Genomic DNA, 15566 nt, shown 5'->3' on the forward strand with positions numbered 1-15566 from the left:
CGTGCCCGGCCCCTTCGAGCCCACCGACGGCCCCGAGGACACCCACCTGCTGCTCGTCAACGACATCGGACAGCAGAGCCTGTGGCCCGCGTTCGCCGCGATACCGGACGGCTGGACCGTTCAGGCCGTTGAAGCCGCTCACCCCGTTCACCCCGAGGGAGACCCGCGATGACCAAGGAACTCTACGAACTCGGTGACGCTCCGCCGCTCGGCGAGACGCCCAAGCGCATGTACGCCTCCGTGATCCGCCCCGAGCGCTACGGCCGCCCCGCCGACGCGTTCCGCACCGAGGTCGTCGACACCCCGCGGGCGGGCCGCGGCCAGGTGCTGGTCAAGGTGATGGCGGCCGGGGTCAACTACAACAACGTGTGGGCGGCGCTCGGCCACCCCGTCGACGTCGTCGCCGCCCGGCAGCGCCGCGGCGACACCGAGGCCTTCCACATCGGCGGCTCCGACGCCGCCGGTGTGGTGTGGGCGGTGGGCGAGGACGTCCGCACGCTGAAGCCGGGCGACGAGGTAGTCGTGCTCGGCAACCAATGGGACGAGAGCGCCGAGGACATTCGGCTCGGTGCAGACCCGGCGACCTCGTCCACGCAGACGGTGTGGGGGTACGAGGAGAACTTCGGCTCCTTCGCACAGTTCGCCGTCGCCGACGAGTACATGTGCCACCCCAAGCCCCGCCGACTGTCCTGGGCCGCGGCCTCCTGCTACATGGTCACCGCCGCCACCGCCTACCGGCAGCTCTTCGGCTGGCCCCCGCACACCGTGCGCCCCGGTGACCCGGTGCTCATCTGGGGCGGCGCCGGCGGCCTCGGCTGCATGGCCATCCAACTGGTGCGCTGGGCCGGGGGAGTTCCGGTCGCCGTGGTCTCCAGCGACGAGCGCGGCGAGGAGTGCCGGCGCCTCGGCGCCAAGGGCTACATCAACCGGCGGGAGTTCGACCACTGGGGCCGGCTGCCGCACACCGACGACCAGGAGGCGATGGCCCACTGGCTCAAGGGCGCCCGCGCCTTCGGCCGCCGCTTCTGGGAGGTCCTCGGTGAACGCCGGGCGCCGCGGGTGGTGTTGGAGCACTCTGGCGCCGACACCATCCCGACCTCGATGTATGTGTGCGACAACGCGGGCATGGTCGTGATCTGCGGCGGCAGCACCGGCTACAACGGCGACGTCGACCTGCGCTTCCTGTGGATGCGGCAGAAGCGGCTGCAGGGTTCGCACGCGGCCAACGCCCGCCAGGCCCGCGAGATCACCGAGCTCATCGACCAGGGCATCATCGACCCCTGCCTCTCCCTGACCTACGGCTTCGACCACATCGGCGACGCCCACCAGCTCCTGCACGACAACCAGCACCCGCCGGGCAACCTCGCGGTCCTGGTCGGCGCGGCGAACGCGGAGGAAGGGGCGGAGGCTTGAAGACAAAGAGCGAGGGGTGGGCGTCGGACGGACACCCACCCCTCGTCCTTCCTTGACGGAAGGCCAGTCAAGCGTGGTCGGCGGCTACTTGGACCTCCGCGGCACCACGGTCCGCAGGATCTCCTCGACGCGCTCGGCGATGTCGGCCCGGTCGTTCAGCACCCACGAGATGTGCTGGGCGCCGAAGAAGGCGGAGACCAGGACCCGCGCGGTGACCTCCGGGTCGGTGTCGGCGGACACCTGCTCCTCCTCCAGGGCCTGCTTGAACCAGCCGGCCAGCGACTGGGTGTAGCCCAGGTACGGCATCGGCATCTCGGCGCCGATGAGGGAACGCTCTATCTGCAGCCGGGCGCCCGCCTGAACCATGATGTCGTCGCGGAAGGCGAGTGCGGTGCGCACGAGGAGTTCGGCCACGGCGTCGAGCGGTGACAGCTCCGCCTCCTGCACCTCCTGCCCGATCACCTCCAGCAGGTGGTAGAACTCCTCGGCCACGGCCTGGGCGAGGGCCTCCTTGTTCGCGAAGTGGAAGTAGACGGCGCCCTTGGTGACGCCGGCGAGCTCGGCCACGTCCAGGACGGTGACGGCGGGAAAGCCCTTGGTCGCGAACGTCTCGGCCGCCGCGTCGAGCACCTGTCCGCGGGTGCGCACGGCGCGCTCCTGCTTGAGGCCCGTGTCCTTGTGGCGGGGGGCGGTGGCTCGGACGGGCCGGGACCTCCGGGAGCTGCTTTCCGCGATCATGGTGTTGTCCATCCTTGCTGCGCTGACACGATCGATTACTTGAAATATACCTTCGAGAATGTATTCTAAGCCGCGGCTCGATGAGCACAAGCTTCGTGCCGATGTTGCCGTCTGCGTGAATACATTCACTGAGGGGACAGACCATGCATCAGCCTGCCATCATCACTATTTCCGCCGACGCCGCCGAGCGGCTCGACGCGACGATCCCGGCCGCCCGGCGGCCCGACCGCCCGGGGCTCAGCTATCTGCAGCCGGTTCCGCGGCACATGGTCCACCGGGCCGCGATAGCCGAAGTCTTCCTCACTGACGCGGTCCGCACCGGCGAACACAGCTACCTGGTCGCCGCGCAGTGGCCGCGCGACCACGCCCTCTACTCTCCGGGCAGCGACGGCACGAGTGACCCGCTGCTGTTCCTGGAGACGATCCGGCAGTCGCTGGTCTATCTCGCGCACGCCTTCTACGACGTACCGCTCACCCATCGCTTCATAGGCTTCGGCTCGGAGTTCGAGATAACCGACCCGGAGGCGCTGCGCATAGGCGGCGAGCCGGTTCCGGTGGTCCTCGAGGCGCAGTGGCTGTGGGTGGGCAACCGCCCGCCGAACCGTTTCGGCATGCGGCTCGAAGTCGCACTCACTGTCGGCGGACGGATCTGCGGGCGGGGGGCCCTGCATGTCGTCGCGGTGGACGACAAGCGGTACGCGATGCTGCGCGGCCGGGGCGCGAAGCCCGCCGGTGCCGCGGTGCGGGGACCGGCCCCGCGCGCCGTCGAGCGGGTGCACCCCGCGGCGGTCGGCAGGCTCCGCTCCAAGGACAGTGTCCTGGTCCGCGAACAGGGCGACGAGCCCTGGCAGTTGCTCATCGACGTCGAGCACCCGATCTACTTCGACCACCCCAGCGACCATGTGCCGCTGATGGTCACGGCCGAGGGCTTCCGCCAGCTCGGGCATCTGCTGCTGCACCAGGCCGGCCACGGCGGCGTCATCGACCTCGTCCGCTCCACCCCGCACACGCTGCTCGGCATGGAGCTCGACTGCCTGGCCTTCGGCGAGCTGGACGAGCCGATCGACCTCGTGGTGCGGGAGCGGCGCGCGGGCTCCGCGCCCGGCACGGTGCACCTGACGATCGAGGCCGTGCAGGGCGGCAAGGTGCTCACGGCCTGCCGGGCCACCTGGGGCCTCGCCGGCCGGGGCGCGGAGGGGCGGCTCGGTCATGAGGTCGCGGTTCCGCGCTCGGCCTGAGCGGGCTGCGCGGGCCGAACGGCCGGGGAGGGCTGCGCGGGCCGAACGGCCGGGGAGGGCAAGGAAGTTCGGGGGGACTTGGGGGGCTGGGGGGTTTGGGGGGGCCGGGTGGTCTGCGGTTCGGACGGGAAGCCGTCCCACAAGTCGCGCACCCGGTCCGCGAGTCCACGGCGCTCCGCGTCGGGAGCGGTGTAGTAGGCGCCCACCAGGATGACGGTGGCGAGGTCGGCCAGCGAAGCCGTCGGCGGACCGTCGCCCAGCGCGCCCTCGGCCCTGGCGCTCTCCACCGCCTCCGCCGCCAGGCGGCGCAGATCGTCGAGCAGCTTGGGGGGTTGTGGCGCCGCGTGCGCCTCGTCCATCACCAGACGCAGCGCGGCGTTCATCCGTACGTCCGACTCGATCCGCTGGGCCAGCGCACAGAAGAGGGTGCGCAGCCGCTCGCGGGCGGGGAGGTCCTCGCCCCGGGCCTGGGTGACGAGCGTCTCCAGCACCTCGTCCAGATGTCCGGTCAGCGCCTGGGCCAGGTGTTCCTTCGAGGCGAAGTGGCCGTACAGGGCGCCCTTGGTCAGTCCCGTACGGTCCGCCACGTGTTGGAGGTTGGCCCGCGGATAGCCGTACTGGACGAACTCGGCGGCGGCCGCGTCCAGGACCAGTTCATGAGTGCGGCGGGAGCGCGCCTGCTTCGCCATCGCGTGTCCCTTCCGGGGGTGGGTGATCAGAGGGGGGCGGCCAGTACCGAAAAGAATACCTTCTTGAATGCACTTTTTCTGTACGTCGGATCCATCGGTTTCGGACCAGGAGTAGCCGAATGTCACACGCCACCACCCTGCCTACGGCCACCACTCTCTCGACGGCCGCCGAGCACGCTCGACAGGCCGACACGGAACGGAAGCTGGCCGACGAGGTCGTCGCCGCACTCACCACCTCCGGCCTGCCCGGACACTTCGTCCCGCGCCGCTGGGGCGGGGCCGAGGGCGGCTTCGCCGGCCTGCTCGACCAGGTCGCGGCGCTCGCGGAGGGCTGCACCTCGGCCGCCTGGGTCGGCATGCTCTGGGCCGCGCACGGCCGCTTCGCCGCCCAACTGCCCGAGGAGGGGCAGTGGGAGCTGTGGGGCTCCTCGCCCGACGTACGGATCGCGGCCGCGCTGATGCCGCCCGCGGGTTCGGCCGATCCCGTCCCCAACGGATGGGATCTGAGCGGTACGTGGCAGTGCGTCAGCGGAATCGACTTCGCCGACTGGCTGCTGGTCGCCGCCCCGGAGTCGTACGAAGAAGGAAGGCGCATACGGGTGTTCGCCGTGCCGGCCCGTGAAGTGAGCGTCCAGGACACCTGGGACAGCACCGGGCTGCGCGGCACCGGCAGCCATACGGCAGTCGTGCGGGACGCCTTTGTCCCGCACCACCGTTCCTTCCTGCTGGCCGACCTGATGCGCGGCAGCGAGGACCCGGACCTCGACCGGTGCCACACCGCCCCCGCCCAGTTGGCCGGAGGGCTCCTGTTCTGCGCCCCGGCTCTGGGCGCCGCGCGCCGCGCCCTGCGGGTGTGGTCGCGGTGGGCCGCCGCGAAGGCGACCGGCAGCGGCCGCCCGAACCACGACAGCGCGGCGGTGCGCGAGACGCTCGCCTCCGCCTCCGCCCGCATCGACGCGGCCGGGCTGCTGCTGGAACGGGCTGCCCGCCGTGCCGACACCGAACCCGTGACCGAGCTCATGGTCGCCGGTAACCAGCGGGATGCCGCCGTCGCCGCCGACCTGCTGGCCGGAGCGGTGGACCGGCTGTTCCGCACCGGTGGCGCGCACATCCGCGACGGCGGCGGCGAACTCCAGCGCCTGTGGCGCGATGTGCACACCGTCGCCTCGCACGGCGTGCTGCGCTTGGAGCCGGTGGCCGCCGCCTACGCCTCCGTGGCCCTCGCCGGTACGGAAGCGGCAGATGCGGCGGAAGCGGCAGATGCGGCGGAGGCGGCGGACACGGCGGAGGCGGCGGCTCCGGCCAGTGCGGCCTCCCGCCCCAGGTAGAAGTCGATCTTCCAGTCCAGGTAGCGGAGCGTCGAGTCGAAGTTGCGGGACTGTGAGCGCAGCAACTGGCGGTGCGACTCCAGGAGTTCACGGCGGGTGGCGATGGTGGAGTCGCCCGCCCGGTACAGCTCGACGTAGTGGTTCATGTCGGCGGGCGACATCCCGGTACTGCGCAGATGGTTGAGGAACTCCAGCCAGCGCAGGTGCACCGGGCTGTAGGCGCGCTCGCCGTACGGGTCCTCCTCGGCGTCCTCGATCAGGCCCTGGTCCTCGTACCAGCGCAGCGTCTGCGGGTCGAGCCCGCTGAGGCGGACGACTTCGTCAAGGGAGTACGTCTTCGCGTGGGCGTACCCGTGGGCACTCGCGTGCGGGTTCCTGGGGGTGTGTGCAGGGGTGTTCGCGTGCGCGGAGGTTCCGGCTGCGGACATGATGATGGCCCTTCGTTCGGGTGGGGGCGATGGGACTGTGGGGCGGGGCTTCGGCTGGAGTCAGTGCCTCCAGGAGGTGGCGCTGCGGTGCGCGGCGGGTCCGGTCCGGCCCCAGTCGGCCGTGTGCCGGACGGTGTCGGCCGGGTCGTCGGACGCGTCCTGCTGCCGTACGGCGCCGAGGAGGGCCGCGGTCGCCGCGGCGAGCTCCTCCGGGGTCGGCGTGCCGCGCAGGACGCGCAGGACGAGGGTCTCGGCTTCGCTGCGGCTGCTCATACCGGTGCTCATACCGGCTGGTTCCCGTGCTTGCGGGAGGGCAGTTCGGCATGTTTGGCGCGCAGCATCGCCAGTGAGCGGGTGAGGACGGCGCGGGTGTCGCGCGGGTCGATCACATCGTCGACGAGCCCGCGCTCGGCCGCGTAGTAGGGATGCATCAGCTCGGACTTGTACTCCTTGATGCGGCGCGCCCGTACGGCTTCGGGGTCGTCCGCGGCCGCGATCTCCCGGCGGAAGACGACGTTCGCGGCACCCTCGGCACCCATCACGGCGATCTCGTTGGTCGGCCAGGCGAGCGCCAAGTCGGTGCCGATGGAGCGGGAGTCCATGACGATGTAGGCCCCGCCGTACGCCTTGCGCAGCACCAGCGAGATTCGCGGGACGGTGGCGTTGCAGTACGCGTACAGGAGTTTCGCGCCGTGCCGGATGATCCCCTCGTGCTCCTGGCCGACGCCGGGCAGGAAGCCGGGTACGTCCACGAGCGTCACCAGCGGGATGTTGAAGGCGTCGCAGAACTGCACGAAGCGCGCGCCCTTTTCCGACGCGGCGATGTCCAGGACGCCCGCCGTGGCCGCGGGCTGGTTGGCGACGATGCCCACGACATGGCCGTCGAGCCGGGCGAGCGCGCAGACCAGGTTGGCCGCCCAGGTGGGCTGGATCTCGAAGTAGTCGGCGTCGTCGACGACCTCCTCGATGACCCGGTGGATGTCGTACGCCTGGTTCGGCTCGGCCGGGACCAGGTCGAGCAGACAGTCGCAGCGCCGCTCGGGATCGTCGTCGGGCCTTTGCCGGGGCGGGAGTTCACGGTTGTTGGCCGGCAGCAGCGAGAGCAGATGCCGTACGTCCTCCAGGCAGCTCGCCTCGTCGTCGTAGGCCGCAGCGGCCACCCCGGAGACGGAGGCGTGCACATCGGCGCCGCCGAGTCCGTTGTGCGTGACCTGCTCCCCGGTCACCGTCTGGACCACGTCCGGGCCGGTGATGAACATCTGGGAGATGCCGCGCACCATGAACACGAAGTCGGTCAGCGCGGGGGAGTATGCCGCGCCGCCCGCGCACGGGCCGAGCATCACGCTGATCTGCGGGATCACCCCGGACGCCTTGGTGTTGCGCTGGAAGATGCCGCCGTATCCCGCGAGGGCGCTCACGCCCTCCTGGATACGGGCGCCCGCCCCGTCGTTGAGCGACACCAGCGGCGCACCCGCCGCCAGCGCCAGATCCATCACCTTGTGGATCTTGGCGGCGTGGGCCTCGCCGAGAGCACCGCCGAAGATGCGGAAGTCATGGGCGTACGTGAAGACCGTGCGGCCGTGCACGGTGCCCCAGCCGGTGACCACGCCATCCGTGTACGGCCGCTTCGCCTCGAGCCCGAAGCCGGTGGCCCGGTGCCTGCGCAACGGCTCGATCTCGGTGAACGAGCCCTCGTCCAGCAGCAGTTCGATCCGCTCACGGGCGGTCAGCTTGCCCCGCTTGTGCTGCGCTTCGTTCCCGCCGGGGCCGGGCCCCTCGTACGCCTGCTGCCGGATGAGATCCAGCTCGGCGAGGCGGGTGCGGGTGGAGAGGACGGCGGGGGTGTCGTGGGCTTCGGGCACCTCGGGACGTGCGGGTGGAGGGTGAGCGACGGCGCGCTCCTCTATGACGGTCATGCGTGAGGCCTGCCTTCGGGGATCGATGGTGGTCCGTGTTCATCATGACCAAATAAAATTCCTTTGTGAAGGTATTTTATCTTGTCTTTGCCGGGCGGGTTCCGTCAGCGCGGTGGGGGCGGTGTGACGCGCGAAGGTCACAGCGCGAAGGCGGCCTGCCGCACGGCATGCGAAGGCCCCGGGCCGGGGCGAACCCGGACTCGGGGCCTTCGCGTGATGGTCGTGGCGGTGGTCGCCGTTCTGGCGGTTGTGGCGGACGTGGTGGAGGCGGTTGCACCGCCTCGGCCCGCCTAGTCGCCCGCCTTGTGGGTCAGCCGCGGCAGCAGGAACGCCGTGGCGGCGGCCGTGGCGAGGAGCATCGCGACGCTGATGACGAAGCTGGTGTCCATGCCGTGCTGGAAGCGGGAGGTGTCGGCGATCAGGGCGCCGAACGCGGCCACCGCGAGGCAACTGCCCACCTGACGCGAGGTGTTGAGGACCGCGGCCGCGGTGCCCGCCCGCTCGGAGTCGACGTGCTCCAGGATCGCGGCGGTCAGCGACGGCACGGCGAGCCCGCCGCCCAGGCCGATCGGGACCAGGAGGAGGACCGGGATGATGAACGAGGTGTGCGGGGTGACCGTCAGCATGAGCAGCGAGCCGCCCGCCATGATCAGCTGGCCGATCGCCATCGGCACCCGGGCTCCCTTGCGGGCGGCCAGCTTGACGCCCGCCATGTTGACGACCGAGATCAGCGCGCACATCGGGATGAACATCGCGCCGGCACTGACCGGGGACGCGCCCCGCACCTGCTGGAAGTACATGCCGAGCAGGAAGATGGCGCCGTAGAAGACCGCGTTGATGGTGAAGCCGGCCGCGAGGCAGACCAGCACCGTACGGGACTTGAAGAGGCTCAGCGGAACCATCGGCTGCTTGCTGCGCGACTGCGTGGTGACGAAGAGCGCCGCGGCGGCGGCGGCCACCACCAGGGTGCCCAGCACGCTCGTGCTGGCCCAGCCCTCGCGGCCGCCCTCGATCACGGCGTACGTCAGACCGGCCAGACCCACCACCACGGAGAACTGGCCGAGCAGGTCGACCGGGGCCTGGCGGCGCGGGGAGGGGGCGATGCGGGTCAGCAGGGCGAGACCGATCGCGCCCACCGGGAGGTTCAGGTAGAACACGGCGCGCCAGCTCAGACCGCTGGTCAGCATGCCGCCGACCACCGGGCCGATGGCGACGGCCACGGAACCGGCCGCCGTCCAGATCGCGATGGCCCGCGCCCGCTTGCCCGGGTCGGTGTAGGACTGGCGGATCAGCGCGAGCGAGGCCGGCACCATCAGCGCCGCCGCGCCGCCCTGCACCATCCGGGCGCCGATCAGCGTGCCCAGGTTGGGCGCGACACCGCAGGCCAGCGAGGCCACGGTGAAGGCCGCGAGACCCCAGGCGTACGCCCGGCTGGCGCCGACCCGGTCCGAGAACGTACCGGCCGACAGCATGAACGCGGCGAACATCAGGGTGTAGCCGTCCACGATCCACTGCAGGTCCGCCATGGAGCCGCGCAGGCTGCTGGAGATGGCGGGCAGGGCGACGTTGACGACCGAGCCGTCGAGGGAGATGACGAAGAAGGCGAGCAGCGCGGCGGCGAGGACGGTGTGGGGGGAGGTGCGCCGAGGTGCGGGCGGTTCGGTGGCCGGGTCGACCGGGGTCCGGTCGGTCCGCGCGGCCCGGGTGAGGATGGCCATGGGAACTCTCCTTGGAAGAGGGCGAGTTGAGGGTGGGGGAGGTGACGGTTACGCCGGTGGTGCGGGGGTCGGTGGCGGTGCGGGTGCCGGGGTGGGGCGCCTGTGCTCAGGCGTCGACCGGTGCGGCGCGTCGGCGGCTGAGTTCGGCGAACTCCGGGTTGGTGCCGAGGACCCCGCCCTCGCCCCAGCGGTTCTGGGGAATCTCGTTGATGTAGACCGTGATCTTGTCGAGGGGTGCGCCGATGACGCGGTGCACCGTCGCCGTCAGCTCCTCGATGAGCTCCTGGCACTTCTCGTCGGTCTGGTTCGGCCACGTGGTCATGGAGAGGATGGGCATGGCGAAGCTCCTGGTGTCGTACGGGAGTTGAGGTGATGCGAAGAAGAAGGGGGCACTAGAGGCCGGCCGACGCCCCGCCGTCGAGGGTGATCGAGGCGCCTGCGAGGTGCCGGGCGGCGGGGGAGAGGAGGAAGGCGACGAGCTGGGCCACGTCGCTCGGCTCGGCCAGGGTGCCGAGCGGGGTCTGGGCGGCCACCTGGGTGGTGACCTGGTCGGCGGTGGCCCCGGTGCGGTCGCCGAGCGTCTTGGCGATCTCGTCCCACAGCGGGGTGCGGACGGCGCCGGGGTCGACGACGTTGACGCGGATGCCGGAGCGTCCGAGGTCCTTGGAGACGGCCTTCCCGAAGGTCGCGAGGGCGGCGTTGACCGCGCTGTTCACCGGGAAGAGGGGGTCGGGGTCCTTCCGGAAGACCCCGCTGACCAGGACGATCGAGCCGCCGCCGGCCTCGGTCATGGGCCCTTGGACCGCCCGGGTCAGGCGGACCGCGCCCATCAGCTTGCCGTTGAAGGTGGCCTGCCACATGTCGTCGGTGGTCTCGTTCAGCGGGGCGAGCGGGCCGTCGCCCGCGGCGTGCACCAGGCCGTCGATCCGGCCGAGTCCGGCGACCAGTTCCGCGACGGTGGCGTCCACCGAGCGGCTGTCGTTGATGTCCGTCTCGTACGTCACGAGCCGGCCGGCGCCGCCGGTGCGGGCCTCGATCGCCTGCCGGGTCCGCTCCAGGCGGCCCGCGTCCCGGCCCAGCAGCGCCACGGTGGCGTCGGAGCGGGCGAGCTCCTCGACCACGGCCGCACCCATGCCGCCGGTGGCTCCGCTGACGACGATGACGGGGGCTACGGGGGTGGTGGGGGCGTTCGCTTCCACTGTGTCCTCACTTTCCCGGGGGTGGTTCCCGGTTCGTGTGCCCGGGGATGCTTCCCGGTTCGTGGCGTGTGCGGAACAGGCGTACAGGCAGCCGGAGTTGAGGGCCGCTGGACTGCTTCCGCGTATTGCTCCGGTGGACTGGGAAGCGTGTCCGGCCTGGTGATGAAGAAGGTAGCCCGATCCCGAAGCACGCGCAACCATCTAGTTGGTTTTCTGTCGCGGTGGGTGGGCGGGAGAAGGGGAAGGCGCAGGTCGCCGAGGGGATGCGGGCGCGAAAAAAGGGAGCTCGGCAATGCCGAACTCCCTGACTCTCGGGCTTGATTCACCTGATTCTTGCGAGGATGCCCCGGCGTTCACGCCGGGGAGGAATCGCATCCCGTGACGGCGGCGCGGAGCGTCGCCGTGTCCGGTCTCCTGGGGCGCGGAGCGCCCGCAAAGCCGCCGACGGAGCCGGAAAGCGAACGGGTGTGGCCGTGTTCGCTGGTCGGGGTGACTTTGCCGTAGTGGGGGTACGGGTGTGCGCATGTCGCACGTACGGTCTCCTCGTGGAGGCCGGGGCGATCGGGCGGGGCGTGGGCGGGGGAATGTCGTGTCGGTGGTGAAGGGGGCCGGGGACGCCGGGCATGCCCGGTGGTCGCGGTACGACCGGATGATGGCCCGCCGCAAACCGAAGAAGGGGCAGCCCGGATCGAAGGGCTACCGCGAGGCGAAGAAGCTGCGGGCGAAGGCGTACAAGAAGGCCGCCCGGCAGCGGCATGACACCGGCCGCAAGCGGGCGAAGAAGGTGGTCCGCGACCACGACCGCATCGCGGTGGAGGACTTCCGCCCGAAGTTCCTCGCGAGGTCGACGATGGCCCGCAAGGCCGCCGATGCGGCGATCGGCGCCACCAAGCAGGCCCTGGTGGAGATGGCCCGCAAGCACGGCCGGATCGTGCACCTGGTCCACCCCGCGCACACCACGATGGACTGCGCCCGGTGCGGAGCGAGAACCAAGCACGCACTACCTCTCTCGGAACGTACCTACACCTGCGCCGCGTGCGGAACCGTGTCGCCCAGGGATCCTTGACCAGGCCCAGGAGCGCCGGCAGCAGGGTCAGGGTAAGAACTCCGCCCGCGTGATGCTGGCCCGGGCTGGTCTCAACCCGGCTGGTGCTGATGGCGGAAGACCTCCCGGAGCGCCGCTCCGGGAGGCAGCCTGAGCCAGGAATCCCCTCCGCTCACCGGAGGGGAGGATTCAAGGAGAAACTCATCGGTCGTCGCCCGCTCTTCTCGGCGACCTCGCGCCGGGGAGAGCCGTGGGGAGAGCCCGGCCCTCAGACCGACCCCTGCAGCACGTTGTCGATGATGGAGTGCCCGTGGGCGACGATGCTGGCGCGCAGCAGGGCCCAGCCGGACTCCGTGTCGCCGTCGGGGCCCAGCATCAGCCGGCGCTGCTGGGGCACGATGAACGGCCAGGACGCGAGGCCGACGAGGGCGATGAGGACGCGGGCGGCCGCCGTGGGGTCGTCGATGCCGAGGGCGACGCTCAGGGCGGCCGTCTTGTGGACGTAGTAGGCCTCGCGCTCCTTCTCGTCCGGGATCGGGCCGGCGCCGTAGTGCAGACCTTCCCAGGCGAGCAGCCTGACCAGGTCGGACTCGCGGTGGTAGTCGAAGACGTCGCCCACGTAGGCGCGCAGGCCCTCTTCTGTGGTGGGGATGGGGACGACCGCGGACATGTGCGCGTACACCCGGGTCATGACGGCCGCGAACAGGGCTTCCTTGTTGCCGAAGTACGCGTAGATGCGCTGCTTGTTCACTCCGGAGCGCTCGGCGATCCGGTCCACGCGCGCGCCGGCCAGACCGTACTCGGAGAACTCCGCCTGGGCGGCTTCCAGGAGCTTGGCGCGGGTCTGCTGTCCCTTGGGTGTCTCAGCCATGAAGGGAGCCTATCCGAGGATGCAACCAACTGGATAGTTCAGAAAAACCAACTAGATGGTTGCGTCGACATCGAACCTCGTCTACGGTTCTTCACATCGGCCCGCCGCCCCGGAAAACCGGTGCAGGGAACGGGAGTTCACCCTCGTCGCGAGGGGTTCACCCAGGCCCCGTACGCCCTCCGGCGGCAGGATCCGTACGTCAGTGACAGCTGCACCTGCACCTCCCGCCCGCGGCATACCTCCCTGATCGAGGACCGCCCCACCAAGGAGATCCATATGTCAGCCACCACCCGTACCCTGCTGATCGTCGGTAACCGTTTTGTCGGATTCGCCGCACAGGATGACGTCCTCACGGTCACCCAGTTCGTCGAGGAAATGCGGCTGGGGGTGTACTCGTGGGACACACGCCCGATCCAGGTCCGCGCCGGACAGGGCGTCACGGCCGACGACTGGCAGCTGGTGTCCGAGCAGGCCCTGCTCCTCGGCCTCGCGGAACGGCTGGACTTCCACTTCGAGACGCCCGTGCTCGCTGCCCGCGGTGAGGCGCACAAGCATCGAAGCAGCAACATCCTGATAGCCGACCTGCGGCGCGACGGGGAGCTCTTCTCCGCCAACCTGCGGGTGCACAACGACAACGAGCTGCTGCTCGACCACCAGACCGGCGAGCACGTCCAGGGCATGGTCGCGGTCGAGGCCGCCCGGCAGATGTTCCTGGCCGTCAGCGAGCGCTACCACGCCTCGCGCCACCTGAACCGGAAGTACTACTACGTCATCGAGTCGATGAACACCGACTTCGAGAACTTCCTTTTCCCGGTCGACGCCACGATCGAGTACCGCACCGTCAGGGCCGACATCGACAACCCCGACCGCCTCTCCTTCGCCGCCGACATCAGCATCCACCAGGCCGGCCGCCGCGCCTCGGTCACCCACGTCACGTACACCGCCTTCGACTCCCCGGTCATCGAGGCCAAGGAGCACAAGCGCGCACGGTTCGCGGTGGAGCACGTGGCACGGACGGCGGCGGTCGAGACGGCCGTGGGTGCGACGGCCGTGAGTGCGGCGGCCGAGCAGCAGCCCGCGCTCGTCGGCGCCTGAGCGCCAACACCCGTATCCAGCACACGACTTCAGCAACTCCCCTTACGTGCAACTCACTTCACACATCAAGGAGACCCGTCATGTCCGCTGCCCTCATCACCGCCACCGAGCTCGACGTCAAGCCCGAGCAGGTCGAGGCCGCCGCCGCTGCCTGGCAGAAGCACAACGACGCGTCCGGTTTCGAAGGCCGGATCCTCTACCGCGGTCTGGAGACCAACTCCGTCCTGGAGCTCGCGCCGCTGGAGGGCTTCGACCGCATGGAGGAGCTGCGCGCCGACTGGTGGAAGCTGTGGGAGGCCGTCGGCCCGCAGGGCGAGGGCGACTTCCGCCGCCAGATCCTGCAGTTCGTCGAGGCGCCCAAGCCGGCCGCCGGCGCCCTGCCCGACACCCGCTACGTGCAGATGCGTCACGTCGAGGTCGTGCCGCGCGTCTACCGGCAGTACCGCGCCTGGCGCGAGGAGACCATCTTCGACGTCGTGCGCACCTCGGACGAGGTCGAGAGCTTCCAGGCGTTCCACTCGCTGGCCAGCACCGAGCCCGGCGTGATGTTCGTGTCCGGCTTCAACGCCGACCCCGCGAAGTACATGGAGGCCTTCACCTCCCCGCGCTACCAGCAGATCGTCCGCGAGGCGGGCGACACGTACATCACCGGAGGCGACCACGGCCTGTACACCCGCATCTACGAGCGCATCACCGCCGCCTGATCCACCTCCCCGGGGCGCTGTGGTCTCCGTCCTCCCCCGTCCGGGGACCACAGTGCCCGCCTCCCCGCAGCCGGTCGCGGGACCCCCGAAAGGCGTCCCGTGGCCGGCCGTTCGTACCGGCTCGTGCCGCCCGTGCCGGCCGCCCGTACAGGCAAAGGAGCACCGACCATGACCATCGCATCCACATCCGAGGCCGCACTGGAGGCCGCGCCCGTCACCGTCCCGGCCGCCGCGCCCGCCACCGTCCCGGCCGCCGCGCCCGCCCCGTCCACCGCCATGACCCGGACCTACGACCTGAGCATCACCACCCAGGGTCCGCTGTACCCGCCGAGTGAAATTGTCGACGAGAACGGCGACTTCGTCGTCATCGGGCGCATTAACCGACCCGGCCCTCTCGGCACCGTCGTCTCCGAGTGGGGCAGCGCGGTGGTCTCACCGGACAGCCCGCTGCCGCCGCTCGGCCAGAACCTGCCGTACGACATCGTGCGCGAACTCGACTGCGTGGACCCCGTGTCCACCGACGCCGGCACCGAGCTCCACACCCTCCCGCTGCCGCTGCCCTGCAACAACTACCCGATGCTCTTCGCCCCCGAGCAGCGCCCTGACGCACACGAGGTCAAGCGCCCCAGCTACCCGCTGCACGGCGCTCCCATCCCGGACCTGCGCGAGGAGGACGGCCCGAAGGTCCGCGAACCGATCACCCTCGGCCAGTGGGTGAAAGCCCGCGCCCAGCTGGAGGTTCACGTCCCGGCCCACCGGCGCGGCGCCGACTTCAAGTTCGCCTTCACCGGCCTGATCCCCGACAGCCTCTACACCGTCATGTCGCTGCGCGAGCACGACCTCGACCCGGCGGGTCCGACCCGCCCCGGACCGCTTGGCGTGCCCAACGCCTTCATCAGCGACAGCAACGGCATGGCCCACTACCGGGCGACGCTGCCCAACCCGTTCCCGGCGGACTGCACCCCGGGCGCGAACCGGGTGATCAACGTGGTCGTGCTGTGGATGAGCTACCAGCAGAACTATGGCGGCGCCATCGGCCACTTCGGCCTCGGCGGCGACATCCACGCCCAGCTGAAGCTCCGGGGGCCGAGCTTCCGGGAGTTCACGACGATCCCGGCGAACTGACCTGCCCAGGACGCGGTCCACGGCCGTATCGACGTACGCGGCCCACCGCCGTATCGACG

Annotated in this window: 15 protein-coding genes and 2 pseudogenes; 8 read left to right on the top strand and 9 right to left on the bottom strand. The window is 70.6% G+C overall.

All coding sequences use genetic code 11. The features are described 5' to 3' along the window. Position 1: 1 nt before the first annotated feature. Both M2271_RS11230 and ccrA read left to right on the top strand, forming a co-directional pair. Entirely contained in the window at positions 2-172 is a 171-nt protein-coding gene (locus tag M2271_RS11230) for an MbtH family NRPS accessory protein (protein WP_280886991.1), read from the top strand. Then, positions 169-1413: a crotonyl-CoA carboxylase/reductase gene (gene ccrA, locus M2271_RS11235; RefSeq protein ID WP_280886992.1), complete on the top strand. Its 1245-nt coding sequence runs from the start codon at positions 169-171 to the stop codon at positions 1411-1413. Before M2271_RS11230 ends, ccrA begins: the two co-directional genes overlap by 4 nt. Before the next feature lie 84 nt (positions 1414-1497). Here ccrA and M2271_RS11240 read toward each other — a convergent pair whose 3' ends face one another. Next, positions 1498-2151 (bottom strand): ScbR family autoregulator-binding transcription factor, encoded by a 654-nt coding sequence (locus tag M2271_RS11240; protein ID WP_280886993.1) that lies wholly within the window; start codon positions 2149-2151, stop codon positions 1498-1500. 143 nt (positions 2152-2294) lie between these two features. Between M2271_RS11240 and M2271_RS11245 the strand changes: the two genes are divergently transcribed. Then, the gene (locus tag M2271_RS11245) at positions 2295-3389 is read left to right on the top strand and encodes a ScbA/BarX family gamma-butyrolactone biosynthesis protein (RefSeq protein ID WP_280886994.1); all 1095 of its coding nucleotides are present in this window, start codon (positions 2295-2297) and stop codon (positions 3387-3389) included. Here M2271_RS11245 and M2271_RS11250 read toward each other — a convergent pair. Next, entirely contained in the window at positions 3359-4078 is a 720-nt protein-coding gene (locus M2271_RS11250; protein WP_280886995.1) for a TetR/AcrR family transcriptional regulator, read from the bottom strand. The genes M2271_RS11245 and M2271_RS11250 overlap by 31 nt on opposite strands. Positions 4079-4197: 119 nt before the next feature. Between M2271_RS11250 and M2271_RS11255 the strand changes: the two genes are divergently transcribed. Next, the gene (locus tag M2271_RS11255) at positions 4198-5406 is read left to right on the top strand and encodes an acyl-CoA dehydrogenase family protein (protein ID WP_280886996.1); all 1209 of its coding nucleotides are present in this window, start codon (positions 4198-4200) and stop codon (positions 5404-5406) included. 26 nt (positions 5407-5432) lie between these two features. Here the strand turns inward: M2271_RS11255 and M2271_RS11260 are convergent. The 6 genes and pseudogenes from M2271_RS11260 to M2271_RS11285 all read right to left on the bottom strand — a co-directional run. Beyond that, positions 5433-5834, bottom strand: a pseudogene (locus M2271_RS11260) (MerR family transcriptional regulator); the annotation flags it as partial. 60 nt (positions 5835-5894) lie between these two features. Then, the gene (locus M2271_RS11265) at positions 5895-6107 is read right to left on the bottom strand and encodes an acyl-CoA carboxylase epsilon subunit (protein ID WP_280886997.1); all 213 of its coding nucleotides are present in this window, start codon (positions 6105-6107) and stop codon (positions 5895-5897) included. A gap of 8 nt (positions 6108-6115) precedes the next feature. Further along, positions 6116-7750 (bottom strand): acyl-CoA carboxylase subunit beta, encoded by a 1635-nt coding sequence (locus M2271_RS11270; RefSeq protein WP_280886998.1) that lies wholly within the window; start codon positions 7748-7750, stop codon positions 6116-6118. A gap of 290 nt (positions 7751-8040) precedes the next feature. Next, on the bottom strand, positions 8041-9468 hold the full coding sequence (locus tag M2271_RS11275) for an MFS transporter (protein WP_280886999.1): 1428 nt from the start codon (positions 9466-9468) through the stop codon (positions 8041-8043). A gap of 106 nt (positions 9469-9574) precedes the next feature. After that, a complete protein-coding gene (locus M2271_RS11280; RefSeq protein ID WP_280887000.1) occupies positions 9575-9805 on the bottom strand; it encodes a tautomerase family protein in 231 nt (76 codons plus the stop codon). 55 nt (positions 9806-9860) lie between these two features. Beyond that, complete coding sequence (locus M2271_RS11285; protein ID WP_280887001.1) at positions 9861-10667, bottom strand: SDR family oxidoreductase; 807 nt, start codon at positions 10665-10667, stop codon at positions 9861-9863. Positions 10668-11295: 628 nt separating this feature from the next. On the opposite strand from M2271_RS11285, the pseudogene M2271_RS11290 reads away from it, so the two are divergent. Next, positions 11296-11866, top strand: a pseudogene (locus M2271_RS11290) (transposase); the annotation flags it as partial. Between the two features lie 114 nt (positions 11867-11980). Here M2271_RS11290 and M2271_RS11295 read toward each other — a convergent pair. Continuing rightward, the gene (locus M2271_RS11295) at positions 11981-12583 is read right to left on the bottom strand and encodes a TetR/AcrR family transcriptional regulator (protein ID WP_280887002.1); all 603 of its coding nucleotides are present in this window, start codon (positions 12581-12583) and stop codon (positions 11981-11983) included. A gap of 276 nt (positions 12584-12859) precedes the next feature. Between M2271_RS11295 and M2271_RS11300 the strand changes: the two genes are divergently transcribed. The 3 genes from M2271_RS11300 (at position 12860) to M2271_RS11310 (ending at position 15507) form a co-directional block, all read left to right on the top strand. Continuing rightward, the gene (locus tag M2271_RS11300; RefSeq protein ID WP_280887003.1) at positions 12860-13678 is read left to right on the top strand and encodes an AfsA-related hotdog domain-containing protein; all 819 of its coding nucleotides are present in this window, start codon (positions 12860-12862) and stop codon (positions 13676-13678) included. 80 nt (positions 13679-13758) lie between these two features. Then, positions 13759-14382 carry a hypothetical protein gene (locus tag M2271_RS11305; protein WP_280887004.1) on the top strand — a complete coding sequence of 208 codons (624 nt, stop codon included), beginning with the start codon at positions 13759-13761 and terminating at the stop codon, positions 14380-14382. Between the two features lie 168 nt (positions 14383-14550). Next, complete coding sequence (locus tag M2271_RS11310) at positions 14551-15507, top strand: hypothetical protein (RefSeq protein WP_280887005.1); 957 nt, start codon at positions 14551-14553, stop codon at positions 15505-15507. The last annotated feature ends 59 nt before the right edge of the window (positions 15508-15566 follow it).

It is taken from the genome of Streptomyces sp. LBL, from assembly GCF_029893585.1.
GTDB lineage: Bacteria > Actinomycetota > Actinomycetes > Streptomycetales > Streptomycetaceae > Streptomyces.